We start from the raw sequence: 15,881 nt of genomic DNA, 5'->3' as shown, positions 1-15,881 counted from the left end.
GTGTGATTGCAGTCGGCGTGACCGTACCGAATGGACTCATGAAGGTGGGGGGAAAGGCATTGCTGAGTAATTCCCAACGGGGTTTCCGTCCGTTATCAAAGGAAGACGTATGATTGTACGTTTTGAGTGGATACAGTTTGTATCAAATTAGGTGGTACCGCAGAAGTTAAGCTTTTGTCCTATTTTTAGGATGAAGGCTTTTTTTATTTACAGAAAACGATTCTTTGAATCAAGTACGGCGTGAAACGGAGCATGAAATATATTATAGCAAACAGGAAGGAAAAGAGGCGCATATGAAAAAAGGAAGATTTGGAGAATATGGAGGACAGTATATCCCGGAAATACTGATGCAGGCAGTTTTAGAGCTGGAAAAGCAATATGAGCACTATAAAAAAGATCCATTGTTTTGCAAGGAGCTTGATGAATTGCTGCATAAATATGCAGGAAGGCCGTCTATGCTTTATTATGCAGAAAAAATGACAAAAGATTTAGGAGGTGCAAAGGTCTATTTAAAGCGTGAAGACCTGAATCATACCGGCTCTCATAAAATTAATAATGTACTGGGACAGGTACTTTTGGCCAAGAAAATGAATAAAAAACGTGTAATAGCTGAAACTGGTGCCGGGCAGCACGGTGTTGCAACTGCGACTGCGGCCGCACTGATGGGGTTGGAATGTGAAATTTTCATGGGAAAAGAAGACACAGAAAGGCAGGCTTTAAATGTATTTCGTATGGAGCTTTTAGGGGCAAAAGTGCATACGGTTACCAGCGGAACGCAGACATTGAAGGATGCCGTCAATGAAACGATGAGAGAGTGGGCTGGTCGTGTAGAGGATACTCTTTATGTTTTAGGGTCGGTCATGGGGCCACATCCGTTTCCGACGATTGTAAGAGATTTTCAAAAGATCATTGGAAAAGAAATTAAGGAGCAGTTAATGGAAGCGGAAGGAAAGCTTCCGAGTGCAGTACTTGCTTGTGTTGGAGGCGGGAGCAATGCAATGGGAGCTTTTTATGAATTTATAGAGGATAAGACGGTAAAATTGATTGGCTGTGAGGCCGCAGGGCTGGGGATAGATACGCCACGAACCGCAGCCACGATTGCAACCGGAAAAACAGGTATTTTTCATGGAATGAAGTCCTATTTTTGTCAGGATGATTACGGACAAATTGCACCGGTGTATTCAATATCAGCGGGGCTGGATTATCCGGGGATTGGGCCGGAGCATGCAATGCTCGCCGATCAAGGAAGAGAGGTTTTTGCAGCGATCACGGATGAGGAGGCGGTTGAAGCTTTTGAATATCTTTCTCGCACTGAAGGGATTATTCCGGCAATTGAGAGTGCTCATGCGGTTGCCCATGCAATGAAAATTGCAAAGAACATGCAGAAAGATGAAATACTTGTCGTCAATCTTTCAGGACGTGGCGACAAAGATGTAGCAGCAATTGCAAGGTATAGAGGGGTGGATATTTATGAGTAGAATAAAAGAGGCATTTTCAGACAAGAAGGCATTTATTGCATTTATCACTGGTGGAGACCCAGATATACAGATAACAGAGGCATTGCTTTATGAGATTGCAGAGGCCGGTGCAGACTTAATCGAAATTGGAATTCCTTTTTCTGATCCAACAGCAGAGGGACCGATCATACAGGCTGCAAATGAGCGCGCGTTGCGAGCAGGCTGCACGGTAGATAAATTATTTGATTTGATTCAAAAGGTAAGGAGAAAAATATCGACACCCATTGTATTTTTGACTTACGCAAATCCGGTATTTTCTTATGGAAAAGAGGCATTTATGAAGCGTTGCAAAGAGGCGCAGATAGATGGAATCTTAATGCCTGATGTACCGTTTGAAGAGAGAGATGAGTTTGCAGAGGTTTGCAGAAAGTATGACGTAGATTTTCTTTCGATGATTGCTTTGACTTCAGAGGAACGTATTTTTAAGATTGCAAAAGAAGCGCAGGGGTTTCTCTATTGTGTTTCTTCTTTAGGTGTGACGGGAGCGCGTGTGGATATCCCAACTGAAATTGGAGAAAAAATTGCACAGGTAAAGCAAATATCAGAGATTCCTTGTGCGATTGGTTTTGGAATTGCGACAACAGAGCAGGCTAAGAAGATGGCAAAGATTTCCGACGGCGTGATTGTAGGAAGTGCAATTGTCAAATTAGTTGAAAAATATGGAAAAGAATGTATTCCGATAGTGGGTGAATACGTGAGGCAGATGAAACAGGCTGCTTCTTTTGACCAAGGATATAAATATATGAAAGGTTAGTCATGAAATGCTAAACATCTGAATATATAGACTAATGGAAAGCCGATTGTACCATAAGCTTCTGGGCGATGGAGTCAAATATTAGGTGAATAGAATTTACCCTTTGGGAAGACAAAATAAAGATTTTTTGGTTCAATTCATCATTATTAAAGTATAAAATAAGCAGAAGATAAACTGATAATACAGAAGAACGGTTGAAGTGATCAAAATAGAAGGATATTAAACAATTATAACCTTGCACAAAAGAATAAACTATGGTATATATTAAAAAAGGATTACCGCCTTCGCACGGTGGCAAATCCGGAATTAGAGTAAGCCACCTTTGCAGGTGGCTTTTGCTATCTCTTACCATACATACACAGAGAAATGATTGCTACAATTAATAATCCAAATTGAAATAAATCAGAATATGTAATCATAGAGTTATCACCCCCCTTCAGGGAAAGTGATCCGCCACCAAACGGTAATCCTTATTACTAAGTATATCAAAAAGAAAAAATATGTACAATAAAATAATGGAGAAGTAGGTGGTACTTATTCATCGTCTTTTTTTCCTTATATAACAGAAAAAACTATGTCTTATCTTATAAAAAAACAAGATTATAGCTTTTGCGACAGCAGTAATTTCTAAAATAAACTATGCGCAGGATATAAATTGTAAAAAGAGCATGAGAATTAGGGTTTTAAAACATATCTACATTCTGTTTGCAGTTTGGTAACCCTAATGAATCAGAGTATTATTACTTATAAATTATTTTAAATATTTATGGAAGCTATGCTTTATATTGGATAATTAATTGAGAAATACAGCCCAAAATGTATTTCAATAATGAGTAAATATATGAGGCAAATAACAAGTTGCCTTCGCACAAAAAAACCTTCTGAAAGTATTAAATTTCAGAAGGTTTTTTTCGATATTCTTATTTGCAGCGGTCTCTTGGTCTTAAATCAAATTCTGGATTGATTGCGTAGAAATTCTTTTCATCTAAATTATCCTGCACAATTCTTAGGGATTCACCGAAACGTTGGAAATGAACAATTTCACGTTCTCTTAGAAAACGAATCGGATCAATCACTTCTGGATTATCTACAAGGCGAAGGATATTGTCATAAGTAGTGCGAGCTTTTTGCTCTGCTGCGATTGCATAAGAACAACACATAGAATAATAAATAAAATTTCGGCGATAAAATAAACCATTTGCAACAATTTCAATGGATTTTACGATTTAATAAAAAAGGTTTACCGATAACTTTGACGGGTTGCGGTAAACCTTTTTACTCATCAACCGCAAATAACAGCGGCTCTTGTTATGTATCATAGCAGAGTCGTTTTTATTTGTCAAAAAATAAAACAAATTTTTTGATGGAAAGGAGACGGCAATGCTGAATTATTGGGGAATTTTTTTTATGTTTGTTTTTCTGCCAGTGTGTTTTATTACACTGATAGGAGTTACTTGTTACATTGAACGGAGGGAACATGAAAATAAAAAGGCAAAAGAAAAAGCAAATTATGCTCATGCTTTGTATCCTACTTATTCTAATGACCGGTAAGATTGATTTCGGTGGGGAGTATACAAGGCTGGAACATGAATACTTAGGCAACCGGATTTCATGCGATGTTATTCGAGTCGTAGATGGGGATACCTTTGTGGCCTTGCTGAATGAGCAGGAAGAGAAGGTACGGTTGATTGGCGTGGACACGCCGGAAAGTGTACATCCTGATAAAAGTAAGAATACGGAAGCAGGGGCGCTTGCATCAGAGTATGCAAGTGGATTGCTGGAAAATCAGACGGTGCAGCTAGAACTTGATGTGCAGGAAAGAGATAAGTATGGGAGAATTCTGGCATATGTTTACTTAGAAGACGGTACTTTTCTTAATGAAAAACTGATATTGGACGGATACGCTAAAATAGCGACTTATCCACCGAATGTAAAATATGTGGATGTCTTTAAAAAAGCGGCAGAAAGTAGAGAGCAGAAATAGATTAATCAACTTTAGGCAGAATCTGCCTAAAGTAAAAGTTTAATTTTTTAAATGGGCTGACTGGAGGAATCAAAATGATATGCAAAGGTTGTAAAGCGATAGAGGGGAACCGCCATCCCGATGATGTAACCGACTTCACAAGCGCAAAATGTGGATTAGGTTATCAGACGATATTGGACAGGGGCATGATGATGCCGGTACATAAATGCGAGAAGCCAAAGAGCTGGAAAGCTTTGGAGAGGCTTATGCGAGAGAAAGGAGACCTAGCATGAATAAATTAAAACCTTGCCCCTTCTGCGGCGCAGAAGCGGAATATCGGCAATTCGCAAACCCAAAAAACTTTTACACAGTAGTTTGCACCAATTGTCACTGTCGAACTGACGGATATAATTGCAGTCTAGACAATAACGACGCGGAGAATAAAGCAATGCAAGCTGAAAAATGGAATCATAGACTCCAAACTTCGTCGGAAATTGGAGGAGCTACGGCAGATGAAGACATACTTTGTACGACATGCGAAGAAGCAGAACGGAAGTTGGAAGAAATAAAGAAGCGAAGTAAGGAGGAAATTTAAATGAAATCAAAAATCATTGCAATTTGGTTTGAAAAAGGCGGTGGCGGTAAAACGACTACCGCTTTTAATTTGGCAGCAGGATTAGCAAGAAAAAGTAAAAAAGTGTTACTGGTAGATGTGGATCCAACAGCGGGGAGTACCAAGCATGCGGGATTAACACCCAATACTTTACAGAGCACACTTGCTGATCCGCTCCTCAACGTGCTAAGAAATCTTTCCCCGAAAACCGAGGACTACCTACATAGGGTAGAAAGTGATCCGTTTGACATTTTGCCTGCAAATGCTTTTTTGGACACCATAGAAGATACGGTGAAAAAAGTTTTTTCAGGTATAGAGGTTGGCCAAGCTCTGGGACGTGTATTAGAGGAATTAAAAAATAAATATGATTACATCATCATTGATTGTGCGCCAAGTACACGCATTTATAATACCAGTGCGTTAGCAATTGCCGATGAAGTAATTATGCCGATGCGAGCGAATTTCTTGGATTTTGGTGGCTTGGATGATGCTACGGATGCTGTAAATACCATAAAAACAAACATCAACCCCAAGTTGCGAAATCGAGGAATATTACTTACAAATTATCGTCATATCAATCATACACGCCTTATTGAAGAAGGATTGGAGTGCCTGAAAGAAGAAAAAGGCGTGGAAACATTACAGACGAGAATCAGTCATGGCGTAGATGTGGCGGAGGCCAGTATGCGCGGCCTGAGCATTTATTCGTACAAAAAATCCGGTAAACAAGCAAAAGAATATCAAAGCTTGGTGGAGGAAATTTTAAATGGCTAAGGATGATTTTAAGAATAGGTTAACTTTTTCCTCACCAGAAAAGAAAACAACTACGAAGAGTGTAACTGATTTGTTGCTCGGAATATCAGACAATGTTGATTCAAAGGGATTAGAATTTACGATTGTAGCATTAGATTTAATTGATCCGCTATTTTCTTTTCACCATTCTTTCGAAAAAACTGTAAATAAAGGCATTGAGAAATTAGCGGATAAGATTAGAGCACAAGGGGTACTAGAACCAGTTATTTTACGTCAGTATCTTAGGGATGGAATCAAGCGTTATGAACTATTAGCTGGGCATCGACGGTGTATGGCAGCACGTTTAGCTGGGCTGACGGAAGTACCAGCAGTCATTGTTAATGTCAATGATGCGAATGCAAAGTTAATCGCTACTGACACGAACTTAGAACACCGTGAAGAAATATTGCCATCTGAGATGGCTGATGCGTACAAATTGCAAGTCGAGGCACTAAAACAGCAAGGTAAGCAACGTGATTTTTCACCAGATTCCATTGACAAGAGCTTTAGGCATATTCTGCCTAAAGTAAAAGAATGGAGTGCAAGAGGCTTGGTTGCAGCATTAAATGGTATTTCAGTCAAGAAGGTTGCTTGCTATTTACGCTTAAATGAATTAAATCAAGAACTGTTGGATTTAGTGGATGATAAACAGATACCGATTTATGCAGGAGCAGATTTATCGCATTTATCGATGCAGCAACAGCAATGGATCTGCGAGATATTAATGAATAATGAAAGAATAAAAATAACATCTGATTTGGCAGTGTCACTAAAAGATGAAAAAGAAAACTTGATAAGTAAAGCAATCATAGAAGCTATTTTGAATCCGCCAGCGCAGGAAACGAAAGAACATCCTCCAAAACCTACATATAAAAAAGCACTTCGCAATGTGGAAAAAAACATCAAGAAATTACCGGAAGAACAAATTAGAAAGATTGAACTTATGGATGAGAAAACCTTACAAGAAATTATCTTAGTAGCAATCCAAAATTATGTTACCAATCATTAGTAATTTAGCAATGAGAACTTTAGGTAGAATATGCCTAAAGTAAATCAGCATGAAAGAGAGGATGTGAGAATACATGAAAAAATATACGGTACAATTGGTCGTTCCATCTGATTTGCGAGGAATCAAACAGGAAATCGAGAAAATACAGAGTTATAGAAGTGAGCAAGTATTTCTTTCTGTCAGTGGTGTATGTGATAATATAAAATCTTTTCAGGACTGGGTGCAACTAAATGAAGTACCCAATTTTATTTTAATTTTTGAAAGGGTATTGTTAGCCAGAGCCAACAGAGAAAAAGCGAGGGAAGAATTACTCACAATTATCAGTAATATTTGTTTTCGCGGTTCTAAAATCATTTGCATATTATCAGAAGATGCAAGCGAGGAATTGTTACCATTTGTAAACGAACTCACCAAACTGGGATTGCAAAATTTTTATTTTGCAAAAGAATTTCGGTCAGAAAACTTGGTTGATTGGATTTTTGGTGAAAAGTCATTGCAAGATAACATGTGTTACTTGGTTCGTCAAACCAAATTTGACAAAGAAAAAGAGGTTCCGATTGAGGTAATAAAAGAGGTACCAATTGAAGTGGAAAAGGAGGTTATCAAAGAGGTCCCTGTGGAAGTAGAGAAAATTGTAGAAAAGATTGTTGAGAAAAAAATAATGGTACCAACTGATGCCAAGCTAATGGGAAAGATTACGCTTGGTATTTTTAATTTAGCTCGTGGAGCTGGTGCAACAACAACGGCAATCTCTTTAGCAGAGAACTTGCAAAGCTTAGGCTATGATACGGCGGTCATTTCTATGGATGATAAAATTGATCTGCATTACCTTGATAAGAAAAAAAATGCCGCTTATATAATTCCTGCACCGGGAGAAAAAAGGCTGAAGCTTTTGGAAGCGTATAAGAATGATTATAAGTTTATTCTTTTAGACTTTGGTAATTTGTTTGATATTTTACCGACGGGTCAATTGAAAACAGACCGATTAACTGAAAAGGAATATGAGATTGAAGAGTTTTTCCGCTGCAATTATAAAATTGCAGTTGGATTTTCCGATGAATGGAATGCCGGAAAGTTAAATTATTTCATAAATAATCCGGCATTTGATAATTTGGAAACCTTTATATTCTCAATTCGAGGATTAACGGATCGGATTGCCAAACAATACAATTTGAATTTTTGTAGCTCAACCGATACCGCACTAGAAATATTGCTCATGTGGTTGGGAATCGAGCAAAACCGAGAAAGGCTAAAAGGAAAGGATAGAAAAGCAGCTTTTTCTTTTTTATTTAATTGAGGGGAGGAAATACATTGAAAAACAAAAAATATGGGATAAGAGTCGTCTTATTAGCAGTGCTAGTAGCAGTAGGAGCACAGGCGATGACTGTTTTAGATTTTGATCGTAGTACAGCGTATGGGTATAGCGTTGACAAAGTTTTAAGTAAGGCGGTTACTGACTCAAAAACAAGCTCTAACAATAGTTTTGATCAAAAGATGGAATATACAGATGCGGATGGATATAAAGGATCACTTGACAAAAATGGAGCCAGTTTTGTCAAGAGTGGCAGTTATAACCCAGGGAGTCCAGGGCATGTGCATACTAGCAGTTGCGAGACATATAATTATGTGTGTTGGAAGTGTGGGTATACTACCACCTACGGTCATGGGCACGGGGCTGGTTACTGCGTCAACTGTAAAAAAGACAGTTGTCTTAACCAGGGGAAAGTATTTAAGTGTGGTATGTATGAGGGACAAGGATATATCCCAGCATCAGACACAAGAATATATCAGCAGAACTATGCGGGCACAGTATATAAAACGGTGAAGGAATACCCAGAGTTAACCAGTATCGTTATTGTAAAGCAGCCAAATAAGGCACATTACAAAGAATATGAGGACTTTGAGCCGGAAGGAATGGTTGTACAAGCCATCTATGCAGATGGTCATCAAGAGGAAGTAACAGGCTATACGCTTTCTAAGAAAATAAATTTGGATCCTTCGGTAACCAGTATTCGCGTCACATTTTCTGAAAATGGTGGTACGGCTTATGCCGATGTTCCGATTACAGTAGCAAAATTAACAGGAATTCATGTGAGTAAGCTGCCGGACACAGTAGAGTACCTTGAAGGGTTAGTAAATATCGACTTAACCGGAGGGGAACTTGCTTTGGAGTTTAATGATGGCAGTACAAAAGAAATTTCATTAACAGAAGCCAGTGTGATCACTCATGGTTCTGAGGTAGGAGAGATAGAGATAAAGGTTGGATATAAGGAATTTACAACGACATATAAGGCTAAAGTAAAAGCAAAATCACCTATTAAGCTTGAAATCATGACACCACCATCAAAATTACAATATATTGAAGACCTACCATTTGACTTTGACGGCATTTCGGTCAAGGTTACTTACGATAATGGAACTTTCGGTATAGCAAAAGAGTTATCTTCTACCGATGGTGCTGCGTTGCAATTAGGACAAACCTTTGTAACAATAGCATATTATGAAAATGATGTAACCGTAACCTGCCAGCAACCGATTACAGTAATCAAAAAATCACCGGTTAAGCTTATCGTTGAAAAAGTTCCGGATAAAGTGAAATATGAATGGAGTGAGCCTTTAGATCTAAGTGGGAGTGCCATTCGAATGTATTATGATAATGGAAAAGATGAATTGCTAACATTGGATCAAGTGACAGCAACCGGCTATGAGGCGAAACAGACAGGAAAACAGACGATTACTGTAAGCAGCAAAGGTTGCAGCGATACATTTGAAATAGAAGTTGGGAAAGCTCCGGTTACTGAAATCACCTTGATTACTTCACCGGGAGCCATTGTTGTACAAAACGCTTCGCTGGATCTGAACGATGCAACAATTGAAGTAACAAGGGCTGATGACAGCAAAGAGACGGTTAAGGTAACAAAGGATATGATTTTACCGTTTGATTCCTCCGTTTTAGGAAAGCAGACCATTAAAATTACCTATGAAGGAAAACAGTGCGAATTTGAAATTACTGTGGTAAGAAAGCCAAGCAGTAGTAAACCCAATACGGAGAAACCAATCGGAGAGGTCATAGTGAAAGGGGAGGATTGTTTAGACAAATCAGATGTTGTTTTATCAGAAGGAGAGAATGGTAACATTAGGGTTAAAGTAAACCAATCTCATGATGCCATGTATATGGTAATTCCGATGCTTGACAACAAAGTAGCTCGAAATGTCATTAATAATACCATCCCATCTTTTCAGGCAATTATGGAGGGTAAGCTGTATGTCAAGATAACAGGAGATGCAGAGTTTGAGTTTATCGACAATAGCAAGGACTTTGTTGATACAAATACACATTGGGCAAAGCAGGAAATTGACAAAGCAGCATCCCGAGAAATCTTTGCGGGAATAGGCGATAAACGATTTGCACCGGATGACACCATGACTATCGCAATGATGGCCGCTATTTTGCATCGATTGGATGGATATAAAGCGGATCAGCTACCAACGAATAAGGGACAATGGTATGATCCAGATTTAGCTTGGGTAAAAGAGTATATTGCCAGAGAAGAAGACCTTGTGAGACCGGAAGCAGCAGTTACCAAGGAACAGCTGGCCAGGATGCTATATCAATTTGCAGAGCATTCCGGCGTGGAAGTGGAAAAAGAGACTGATCCGGTAACCTGGATGCAGAACAATGGCATCCTAATAGAAAGAATTGGAGGGAGCTTGCAATTGTCTGATACAGCAACCAGAGCAGAGGTCGCTACCATTATCAATAAGAGCATCGAAGCAATGTTAATTCGTGTGAAATAGGAAAGGATAAACCTTTCCTTTTTTATTAAAAAAATAGGAGGAACTATGCTATTTAAGAAAAAAGAAAAACTGCAAGAGAAAGTAAAGCTTCGGAGAAATCCAGGGAAATATCTAAAAAATAAAAAGCTATTAAGCTTGCTGTGTATTGTACTGGCAGCAATACTTTCCTTTGTCGTTTTGCCAAAGCTTTATGAGCAGCAAGCGGATACTGCAATGGTTGTTACAGTAACCGACACAATAAAAAAAGGAGAGATCATTAAAGCAAATAAAGTGATTGAGAAAAAAGTTGGAGCGTACGGATTGACGGCAGGGGTTATAAGCAATGTGGCAAAACTAGAAGGAAAAGTTGCAAAGGTAGATTTACTTGCCGGTGATTATATTACCGATGCAAAAATTGGTGACTTTGTATCGGATCCCATTATCGAAAATATTGTGAAACAGGGAAAACAGCTTACTACCATTACATTACAATCCAATGCTGCGGGGCTTGCCTCTCATTTGCAGAAGGGCGATATCGTAAATGTTGGTACCGTAAGAGAAACGGAAACCGGATTTCATATATCCTTTGATCCATTATTAAAAGGAATGCAAATTTATGATATAGAGAACGCCGATGCAGTTAGTGTGGATGATGTCAAAGCATCCAAAGCTGATGCCGTCGATGCAATACCCCAAACCATAACATTCATAGTCACAGAAACGCAAGCAGCAAGGTTATTGGATGCAGAGTATAATGGCAAAATTCATATTACATTAATAAAGAGATAGGAGGCAGTATGAGCAAAATTATTGCAGTTTATGGAAGACCCGGATCAGGAAAAAGTACACTGGCAGCTAATTTAAGCTGTGCTCTGGCGACTAAAAACCAAGTGGTAATTCTAGCTTCTGCTAATCTGGATTACGGTGGGATTCAGACGTTTTTCGGAGAAAGTATTTCGGAAGAGCAGGGAATCTTTGCCGCATTGGCCGACACGGCAGAACAACCACAACGGATGCTTACTCCATGTAAAAATAGAGAGAATATTTTTCTTCTGGGAGTTCCGAATAAGATGACTGAGCCATGTATGGAAGAGCTCTATGAAAACAGAACAAAGCGGTTGTTTCAGCAGCTTCAAGTATGTTCGGACTATATTGTGATTGACTGTACTGGATATTTGCGGGAACCAATGACTAGCTTGGGATTGTTTCTGGCAGATCAGATACTTTGCACCTATACCCTGTCTTCCGAAAGTGGATTATGGCATCAAGCCATGCAGAGCTTTTTTGAACGGTTTCATATCAAAGAACTGGTAAAGCCGGTGATTGGGCAGTGGAACATAGGATGCAGTATGCATGAATTCCTTCAGCTGTATGGGCTTACCGATACCGTACAGCTTCCTGCCGTAGAGGATGCTGTAGTATTCCAAAACAGCGGGAAGCTCATTTATGAGATGAAGTCCAAGGAGGCAAAACAATATCGAGCGGTGATGGAGCAGCTGGCAGAGGAGGTACAGTAGATGGCAGATCGGCTTATTACACTGGAAAATCTGATGTATCAGAAAAACATGGAGTACCTGAATCAGCAAAAGGGGACACAGGCAAAAAATTATCCGGAAATCAAAGAACGGATGCAGCATATTATCAGCACAAATCATGCAGAAGAGTTAGCAAGAGATTGGACGGATAAAGAAAAACGGCCACGACTGGTACAATTGATTATCCACTATTTAAACGTGGAACGTCTGGTAGATAATGAGTTGTCCGTAGAAGAATTGGCACAGCGTATTTATGAAGATATGGCCGGCTTTAGCTTCGTTGAAAAATATCTGAAAGATGCTGAAGTGGAAGAAATAAATATCAATGGTTCGAACAGTACAAGAGTAATCTATAAAGATAAAACGGTACTCGTGAGAGAGCGATTTGAAACAGCAGAGCAATGCACTAATATTGTTCAAAAAATGGCACGTTCGGGAGCTGTCATTTTGGATGGCGCGCAGCCTTTGGGTGATTCTTACATATCCAAAGGCGTACGTATGTCAGGGGCAATTTCTCCATGTGTAGACTCAGAAGTAGGAGGAGTGGCTTCGATTCGAAAACAGAAGAAATCCGGCATTACAAGAGAGACTCTTATTGAGTCAGGGACAGTTTTGCAGGAAGAATTAGACTTTATTACTACCTGTTTAGGCAGCGGGGTTTCTATGGCATTTGTAGGATCCACCGGGTCTGGGAAAACATCCAATATGAATTATGTGTTGGGAACGATTGTTAAGGAGACTCGTGTTTATACCATTGAGGATACAAAGGAGCTGGATTTGCCGATTGTGGATCAAGAAGGCTTTGTTATCAATGACGTGGTACAGACATATACCAAGCCGGGAACGATCACAATGAACGACTTGTTAAAAATGGCTTTGCGGTTTCATCCGGATATTATTGTTCCTGCAGAAATGCGTGGAGAAGAGGCTATGACAGCGCAGGAGGCCGGACGTACAGGGCATACCATTGTTTCAAGTCTACATGCCAATAGTGCAGCGGATGCTTACGACAGAATCTTAACTATGTGTATGGAATCGGGGACTCGATTATCGGAAACACGCATGTTAAAAAACATTGTAAAAGCATTTCCCCTCATGGTCTTTTGCAAGCAATTAAAGGATAAATCCAGGCGATGGATGGACATTTTTGAGGCGACTGGTGTGCAGGATGGAGAAGTGGTTGGACACAGCATCTATCGTTTTGTTATTGACCATTCCGAAAAGGACAAGGTCGGAAACGTGTTAAAGGTACACGGAGCGCATCGCAGAGTAGGATGCATTTCTGAGAATCTGGAAGAAACTTTGCGTATGAACAGTGTAGACGAAGAATTCATTAAGCGATATTCCGACACGAGAAAGGAGAAGTAAGATGCTGGGGATCATTTTTTTTCTTCTGGTAGCTGCTATATTACTGATGCAGACTTGGCACATTTCCATCCCGAAAGTAGTTCACTTTTCTTTCAGAGACAATGCAGCGAAACGGAAACGAATTTATATCATTGCAGAAAATGCCCTCAATCCACTGGAGAAAATCATGGTAAAAGTGGACAGTCTCTTAAAGAAAATTCATAAAAACTGGAATTACTTTTATAAGGTTGTAGCTGTTTTTTTCTTAGCCGGATGTATGTGTGGAATCGGCATCTTCAGGGATGTGACGCTCTCCCTTTTCGCTGGAGCAGCCTTTACGCCTCTAGCATATCTGTTCTTGCTGTTTCGAACCATGTCAGCTAGGCGAAGAGAGCTGGAAGAATTGGAAAGTGTTATGTCTATCATTACCAATGCCTATCTAACAAGTGATGACATCATTGGAGCATTTCAGGTATATGTGGAAGAGAAGAATCGCTATGTAGATGAACGGTTTCGAGAAATTAATCCCTTTGATGAGTTTTTAACGGATGTACTTCTGATCAATCCTAATGTGGAACGAGCATTGATTCTGCTGGATGGGAAAATTGACAATCGACACTTTCATGAATGGATTAATAAGCTATTGCTCTGCATGAAAGATAGAAGAATGAAATTTAACCTACAATCCACTCTGCGGGCAATGAATGATCAGAAAAATATACAACAGGAAAGTGATACTGCTATGATGACGGCATGGAGAAATTATCTCATGACTGTAGCTGCTATGTTCTCTGTAATTCCAATTTTGAAATTCGTTAATGTGCAATGGTTTCTCACTTTGACCCAGACTGTAATTGGGAAAGGATTTGTGATTGCAATGATTCTGACTTCGCTTCTGACAGCAGCTTATGTTATGAAAATCAATCGGCCAATTGAATAAGGAGGTTGTTATGTTACTGACACTGTTACAAATTACTATTGTATTGCTGGTGATTAAGGCTCTTGACCTAATTGGGCAGCATTACAACAAGGAGCCGCCAAGAGCTGCTACTAGAGCGTTTCGAGGGACTATAAAGCCGAAACGCAATATAAAAGAAACGTTACAAGAGGAATTGGTGATGCCAATTGCAAGGAAGATTACTCCATGGATCAAACTGGAGGAACGACAGGCGGCAGAATGGAAGCTGCGGCTTGCCAGAGCTGATATAGATTGTAGTCCCCAGGAATATGTAGCTAGGGGCATTGCCATAACAGGAATGACGTTTCTATTCACAGTAGTGGGACTGTACTTAGGTGGCTTGGTCATGTTTATGCCTATAGGAATCTGCATTGTTGCGATTTTGGGGTATCATCAGTTCACATTGTGTTCTGATATTTTAAAACAGAAAAAGGAGAAAATTTCAAAGGGATTACCCGGATTTGTAAGGGCAATCCTTTTTAAATTGAAGGAAGCACGGAGTTCTCCAGATCTAATTGGTATATTTGAAACTTATTTAGAGGTCGCAGATTCGGCTTTTCGATATGATGTTTCGCTCCTCATTATGGAAATGAAGTCAAAGAGCATTGAAACGGCATTGAGAAACTTTGCCAATCGGATTGGATTGACGGAAGTTAATTATCTGTGCAATACGTTAATTGGCGTGACTCGTGGAGAAAATCAGGAGCTGGCGTTAGATCGTTTAGCTAATGATATGGATCTGCGGGCAAGAGAGAATCTGAAACGGGAGTTGGATAAGCGTCCGGGAAAAGTTACGGTGGCTACGCTGCCGCTTGTTGGTGTGGCTATGACCGCCATGCTGTATGTGATTATTGCCAGCATTAGCTCTGGCTTAGGAAAAATGATTTAATTTTAGGAGGAAATGAAAATGAAAGTAAAAGCTGTGATGAAGAATGTGGAAGAAAAGTACAACAAAGCGTGCATTGGTTTCTTTTGTAAGCTACAGAAGGATGAATCCGGCATGGCTGGGTGGGAAATCCTGCTGGCAGCATTAGTAGGAATTGTGATTGTGGGATTGCTGTTAAAAGCAGTTAGCCCTACAATATCCAACCTTTGGGATTCCATGGTAGACAAGTTCAAGTCCTTGCTGACTGTTTAGGTGGCAAAATGAGAAGGAGAAAGTTACAGGCTTTTCAGCGATGGAAAGCCTTCTTTTCCGGTAGAGAAGGTGAACTGCTATGGGAACCAATCGTGATCATGCTGATTATTGTCATTATGATTTTGAACTGCATGAATTTGCTTCAAATGATGGTGAAATACCAGCATGTGCACTATATTGCAAAGGAACTTGCGCAGACCATTGAACTGAATGGACAGGTTACAAGTGATGTAAAGGAGCAGCTTCGAGATTTGAATGATAAATTACAAACGAATGCAAAAATGACCGTGGAAAATATAAGGTATCTTGATTCTTCTAAGAAAATACAGTTTCGAGATTCCTTTACGGTAGTGGTGGAGGACAGTTATGATATGACTATTTTGACACCGGCATTTTCAAAACGGCCGGTTGTATTAAAAATCCCTATAAAAAGTACCATTGAGGGAATGTCTGAAGTGTATTGGAAGGATTATTAGCA

At 39.6% G+C, this 15,881-nt stretch carries 17 protein-coding genes, 1 pseudogene and 1 other annotated feature (1 of these 19 only partly in view); of the genes and pseudogenes, 16 read left to right on the top strand and 2 right to left on the bottom strand.

Annotated features, from left to right (window positions below):
• Window positions 1-185: a binding site (T-box leader), on the top strand; it begins 60 nt to the left of the window's first position.
• 108 nt (window positions 186-293) lie between these two features.
• Both trpB and trpA read left to right on the top strand, forming a co-directional pair.
• Complete coding sequence (gene trpB, locus U5921_RS03880) at window positions 294-1,478, top strand: tryptophan synthase subunit beta (protein ID WP_324825162.1); 1,185 nt, start codon at window positions 294-296, stop codon at window positions 1,476-1,478.
• Entirely contained in the window at window positions 1,471-2,271 is an 801-nt protein-coding gene (trpA, locus tag U5921_RS03875) for a tryptophan synthase subunit alpha (RefSeq protein ID WP_324825161.1), read from the top strand. The genes trpB and trpA overlap by 8 nt, the downstream gene beginning before the upstream one ends.
• Window positions 2,272-2,609: 338 nt before the next feature.
• On the opposite strand, the gene U5921_RS16190 is transcribed toward trpA, so the two are convergent.
• Together U5921_RS16190 and U5921_RS03870 are read right to left on the bottom strand one after the other, a co-directional pair.
• Complete coding sequence (locus U5921_RS16190; RefSeq protein WP_417765050.1) at window positions 2,610-2,690, bottom strand: putative holin-like toxin; 81 nt, start codon at window positions 2,688-2,690, stop codon at window positions 2,610-2,612.
• A gap of 501 nt (window positions 2,691-3,191) precedes the next feature.
• A pseudogene (locus U5921_RS03870) lies at window positions 3,192-3,413 on the bottom strand (manganese catalase family protein); the annotation flags it as partial.
• A gap of 335 nt (window positions 3,414-3,748) precedes the next feature.
• Between U5921_RS03870 and U5921_RS03865 the strand changes: the two are divergent.
• The 14 genes from U5921_RS03865 to U5921_RS03800 all read left to right on the top strand — a co-directional run bounded on the left by U5921_RS03865 (window position 3,749) and on the right by U5921_RS03800 (window position 15,879).
• Window positions 3,749-4,255 carry a thermonuclease family protein gene (locus U5921_RS03865; RefSeq protein ID WP_324825160.1) on the top strand — a complete coding sequence of 169 codons (507 nt, stop codon included), beginning with the start codon at window positions 3,749-3,751 and terminating at the stop codon, window positions 4,253-4,255.
• Window positions 4,256-4,329: 74 nt separating this feature from the next.
• Window positions 4,330-4,527, top strand: a complete 198-nt coding sequence (locus tag U5921_RS03860) for a hypothetical protein (RefSeq protein ID WP_324825159.1) — start codon at window positions 4,330-4,332, stop codon at window positions 4,525-4,527.
• Complete coding sequence (locus U5921_RS03855) at window positions 4,524-4,829, top strand: Lar family restriction alleviation protein (protein ID WP_324825158.1); 306 nt, start codon at window positions 4,524-4,526, stop codon at window positions 4,827-4,829. Before U5921_RS03860 ends, U5921_RS03855 begins: the two co-directional genes overlap by 4 nt.
• A complete protein-coding gene (locus tag U5921_RS03850) occupies window positions 4,830-5,621 on the top strand; it encodes a ParA family protein (RefSeq protein WP_324825157.1) in 792 nt (263 codons plus the stop codon).
• Window positions 5,614-6,648 (top strand): ParB/RepB/Spo0J family partition protein, encoded by a 1,035-nt coding sequence (locus tag U5921_RS03845; RefSeq protein WP_324825156.1) that lies wholly within the window; start codon window positions 5,614-5,616, stop codon window positions 6,646-6,648. Before U5921_RS03850 ends, U5921_RS03845 begins: the two co-directional genes overlap by 8 nt.
• Before the next feature lie 73 nt (window positions 6,649-6,721).
• Window positions 6,722-7,945, top strand: a complete 1,224-nt coding sequence (locus U5921_RS03840) for a hypothetical protein (protein ID WP_324825155.1) — start codon at window positions 6,722-6,724, stop codon at window positions 7,943-7,945.
• A 14-nt stretch (window positions 7,946-7,959) separates the two neighbouring features.
• Complete coding sequence (locus U5921_RS03835) at window positions 7,960-10,446, top strand: bacterial Ig-like domain-containing protein (protein ID WP_324825154.1); 2,487 nt, start codon at window positions 7,960-7,962, stop codon at window positions 10,444-10,446.
• A 45-nt stretch (window positions 10,447-10,491) separates the two neighbouring features.
• Entirely contained in the window at window positions 10,492-11,214 is a 723-nt protein-coding gene (gene cpaB / locus U5921_RS03830; RefSeq protein WP_324825153.1) for a Flp pilus assembly protein CpaB, read from the top strand.
• Window positions 11,215-11,222: 8 nt separating this feature from the next.
• Window positions 11,223-11,942 (top strand): AAA family ATPase, encoded by a 720-nt coding sequence (locus U5921_RS03825; RefSeq protein ID WP_324825152.1) that lies wholly within the window; start codon window positions 11,223-11,225, stop codon window positions 11,940-11,942.
• Window positions 11,943-13,328, top strand: coding sequence for an ATPase, T2SS/T4P/T4SS family (locus U5921_RS03820; protein ID WP_324825151.1), 1,386 nt, complete (start codon window positions 11,943-11,945; stop codon window positions 13,326-13,328). It begins immediately after the preceding gene.
• A gap of 1 nt (window position 13,329) precedes the next feature.
• Window positions 13,330-14,247: a hypothetical protein gene (locus U5921_RS03815; RefSeq protein WP_324825150.1), complete on the top strand. Its 918-nt coding sequence runs from the start codon at window positions 13,330-13,332 to the stop codon at window positions 14,245-14,247.
• Window positions 14,248-14,257: 10 nt separating this feature from the next.
• Window positions 14,258-15,154 carry a hypothetical protein gene (locus U5921_RS03810; RefSeq protein ID WP_324825149.1) on the top strand — a complete coding sequence of 299 codons (897 nt, stop codon included), beginning with the start codon at window positions 14,258-14,260 and terminating at the stop codon, window positions 15,152-15,154.
• A gap of 18 nt (window positions 15,155-15,172) precedes the next feature.
• Complete coding sequence (locus U5921_RS03805; protein ID WP_324824321.1) at window positions 15,173-15,403, top strand: hypothetical protein; 231 nt, start codon at window positions 15,173-15,175, stop codon at window positions 15,401-15,403.
• An 8-nt stretch (window positions 15,404-15,411) separates the two neighbouring features.
• Window positions 15,412-15,879, top strand: coding sequence for a DUF4320 family protein (locus U5921_RS03800; protein WP_324824320.1), 468 nt, complete (start codon window positions 15,412-15,414; stop codon window positions 15,877-15,879).
• The last annotated feature ends 2 nt before the right edge of the window (window positions 15,880-15,881 follow it).

The sequence above is a fragment of the Sinanaerobacter sp. ZZT-01 genome, from assembly GCF_035621135.1.
Taxonomy (GTDB): domain Bacteria; phylum Bacillota; class Clostridia; order Peptostreptococcales; family Anaerovoracaceae; genus IOR16.
Note: the sequence above shows the minus strand (reverse complement) of the source record. Positions and strands in the feature narration are given on the sequence as shown.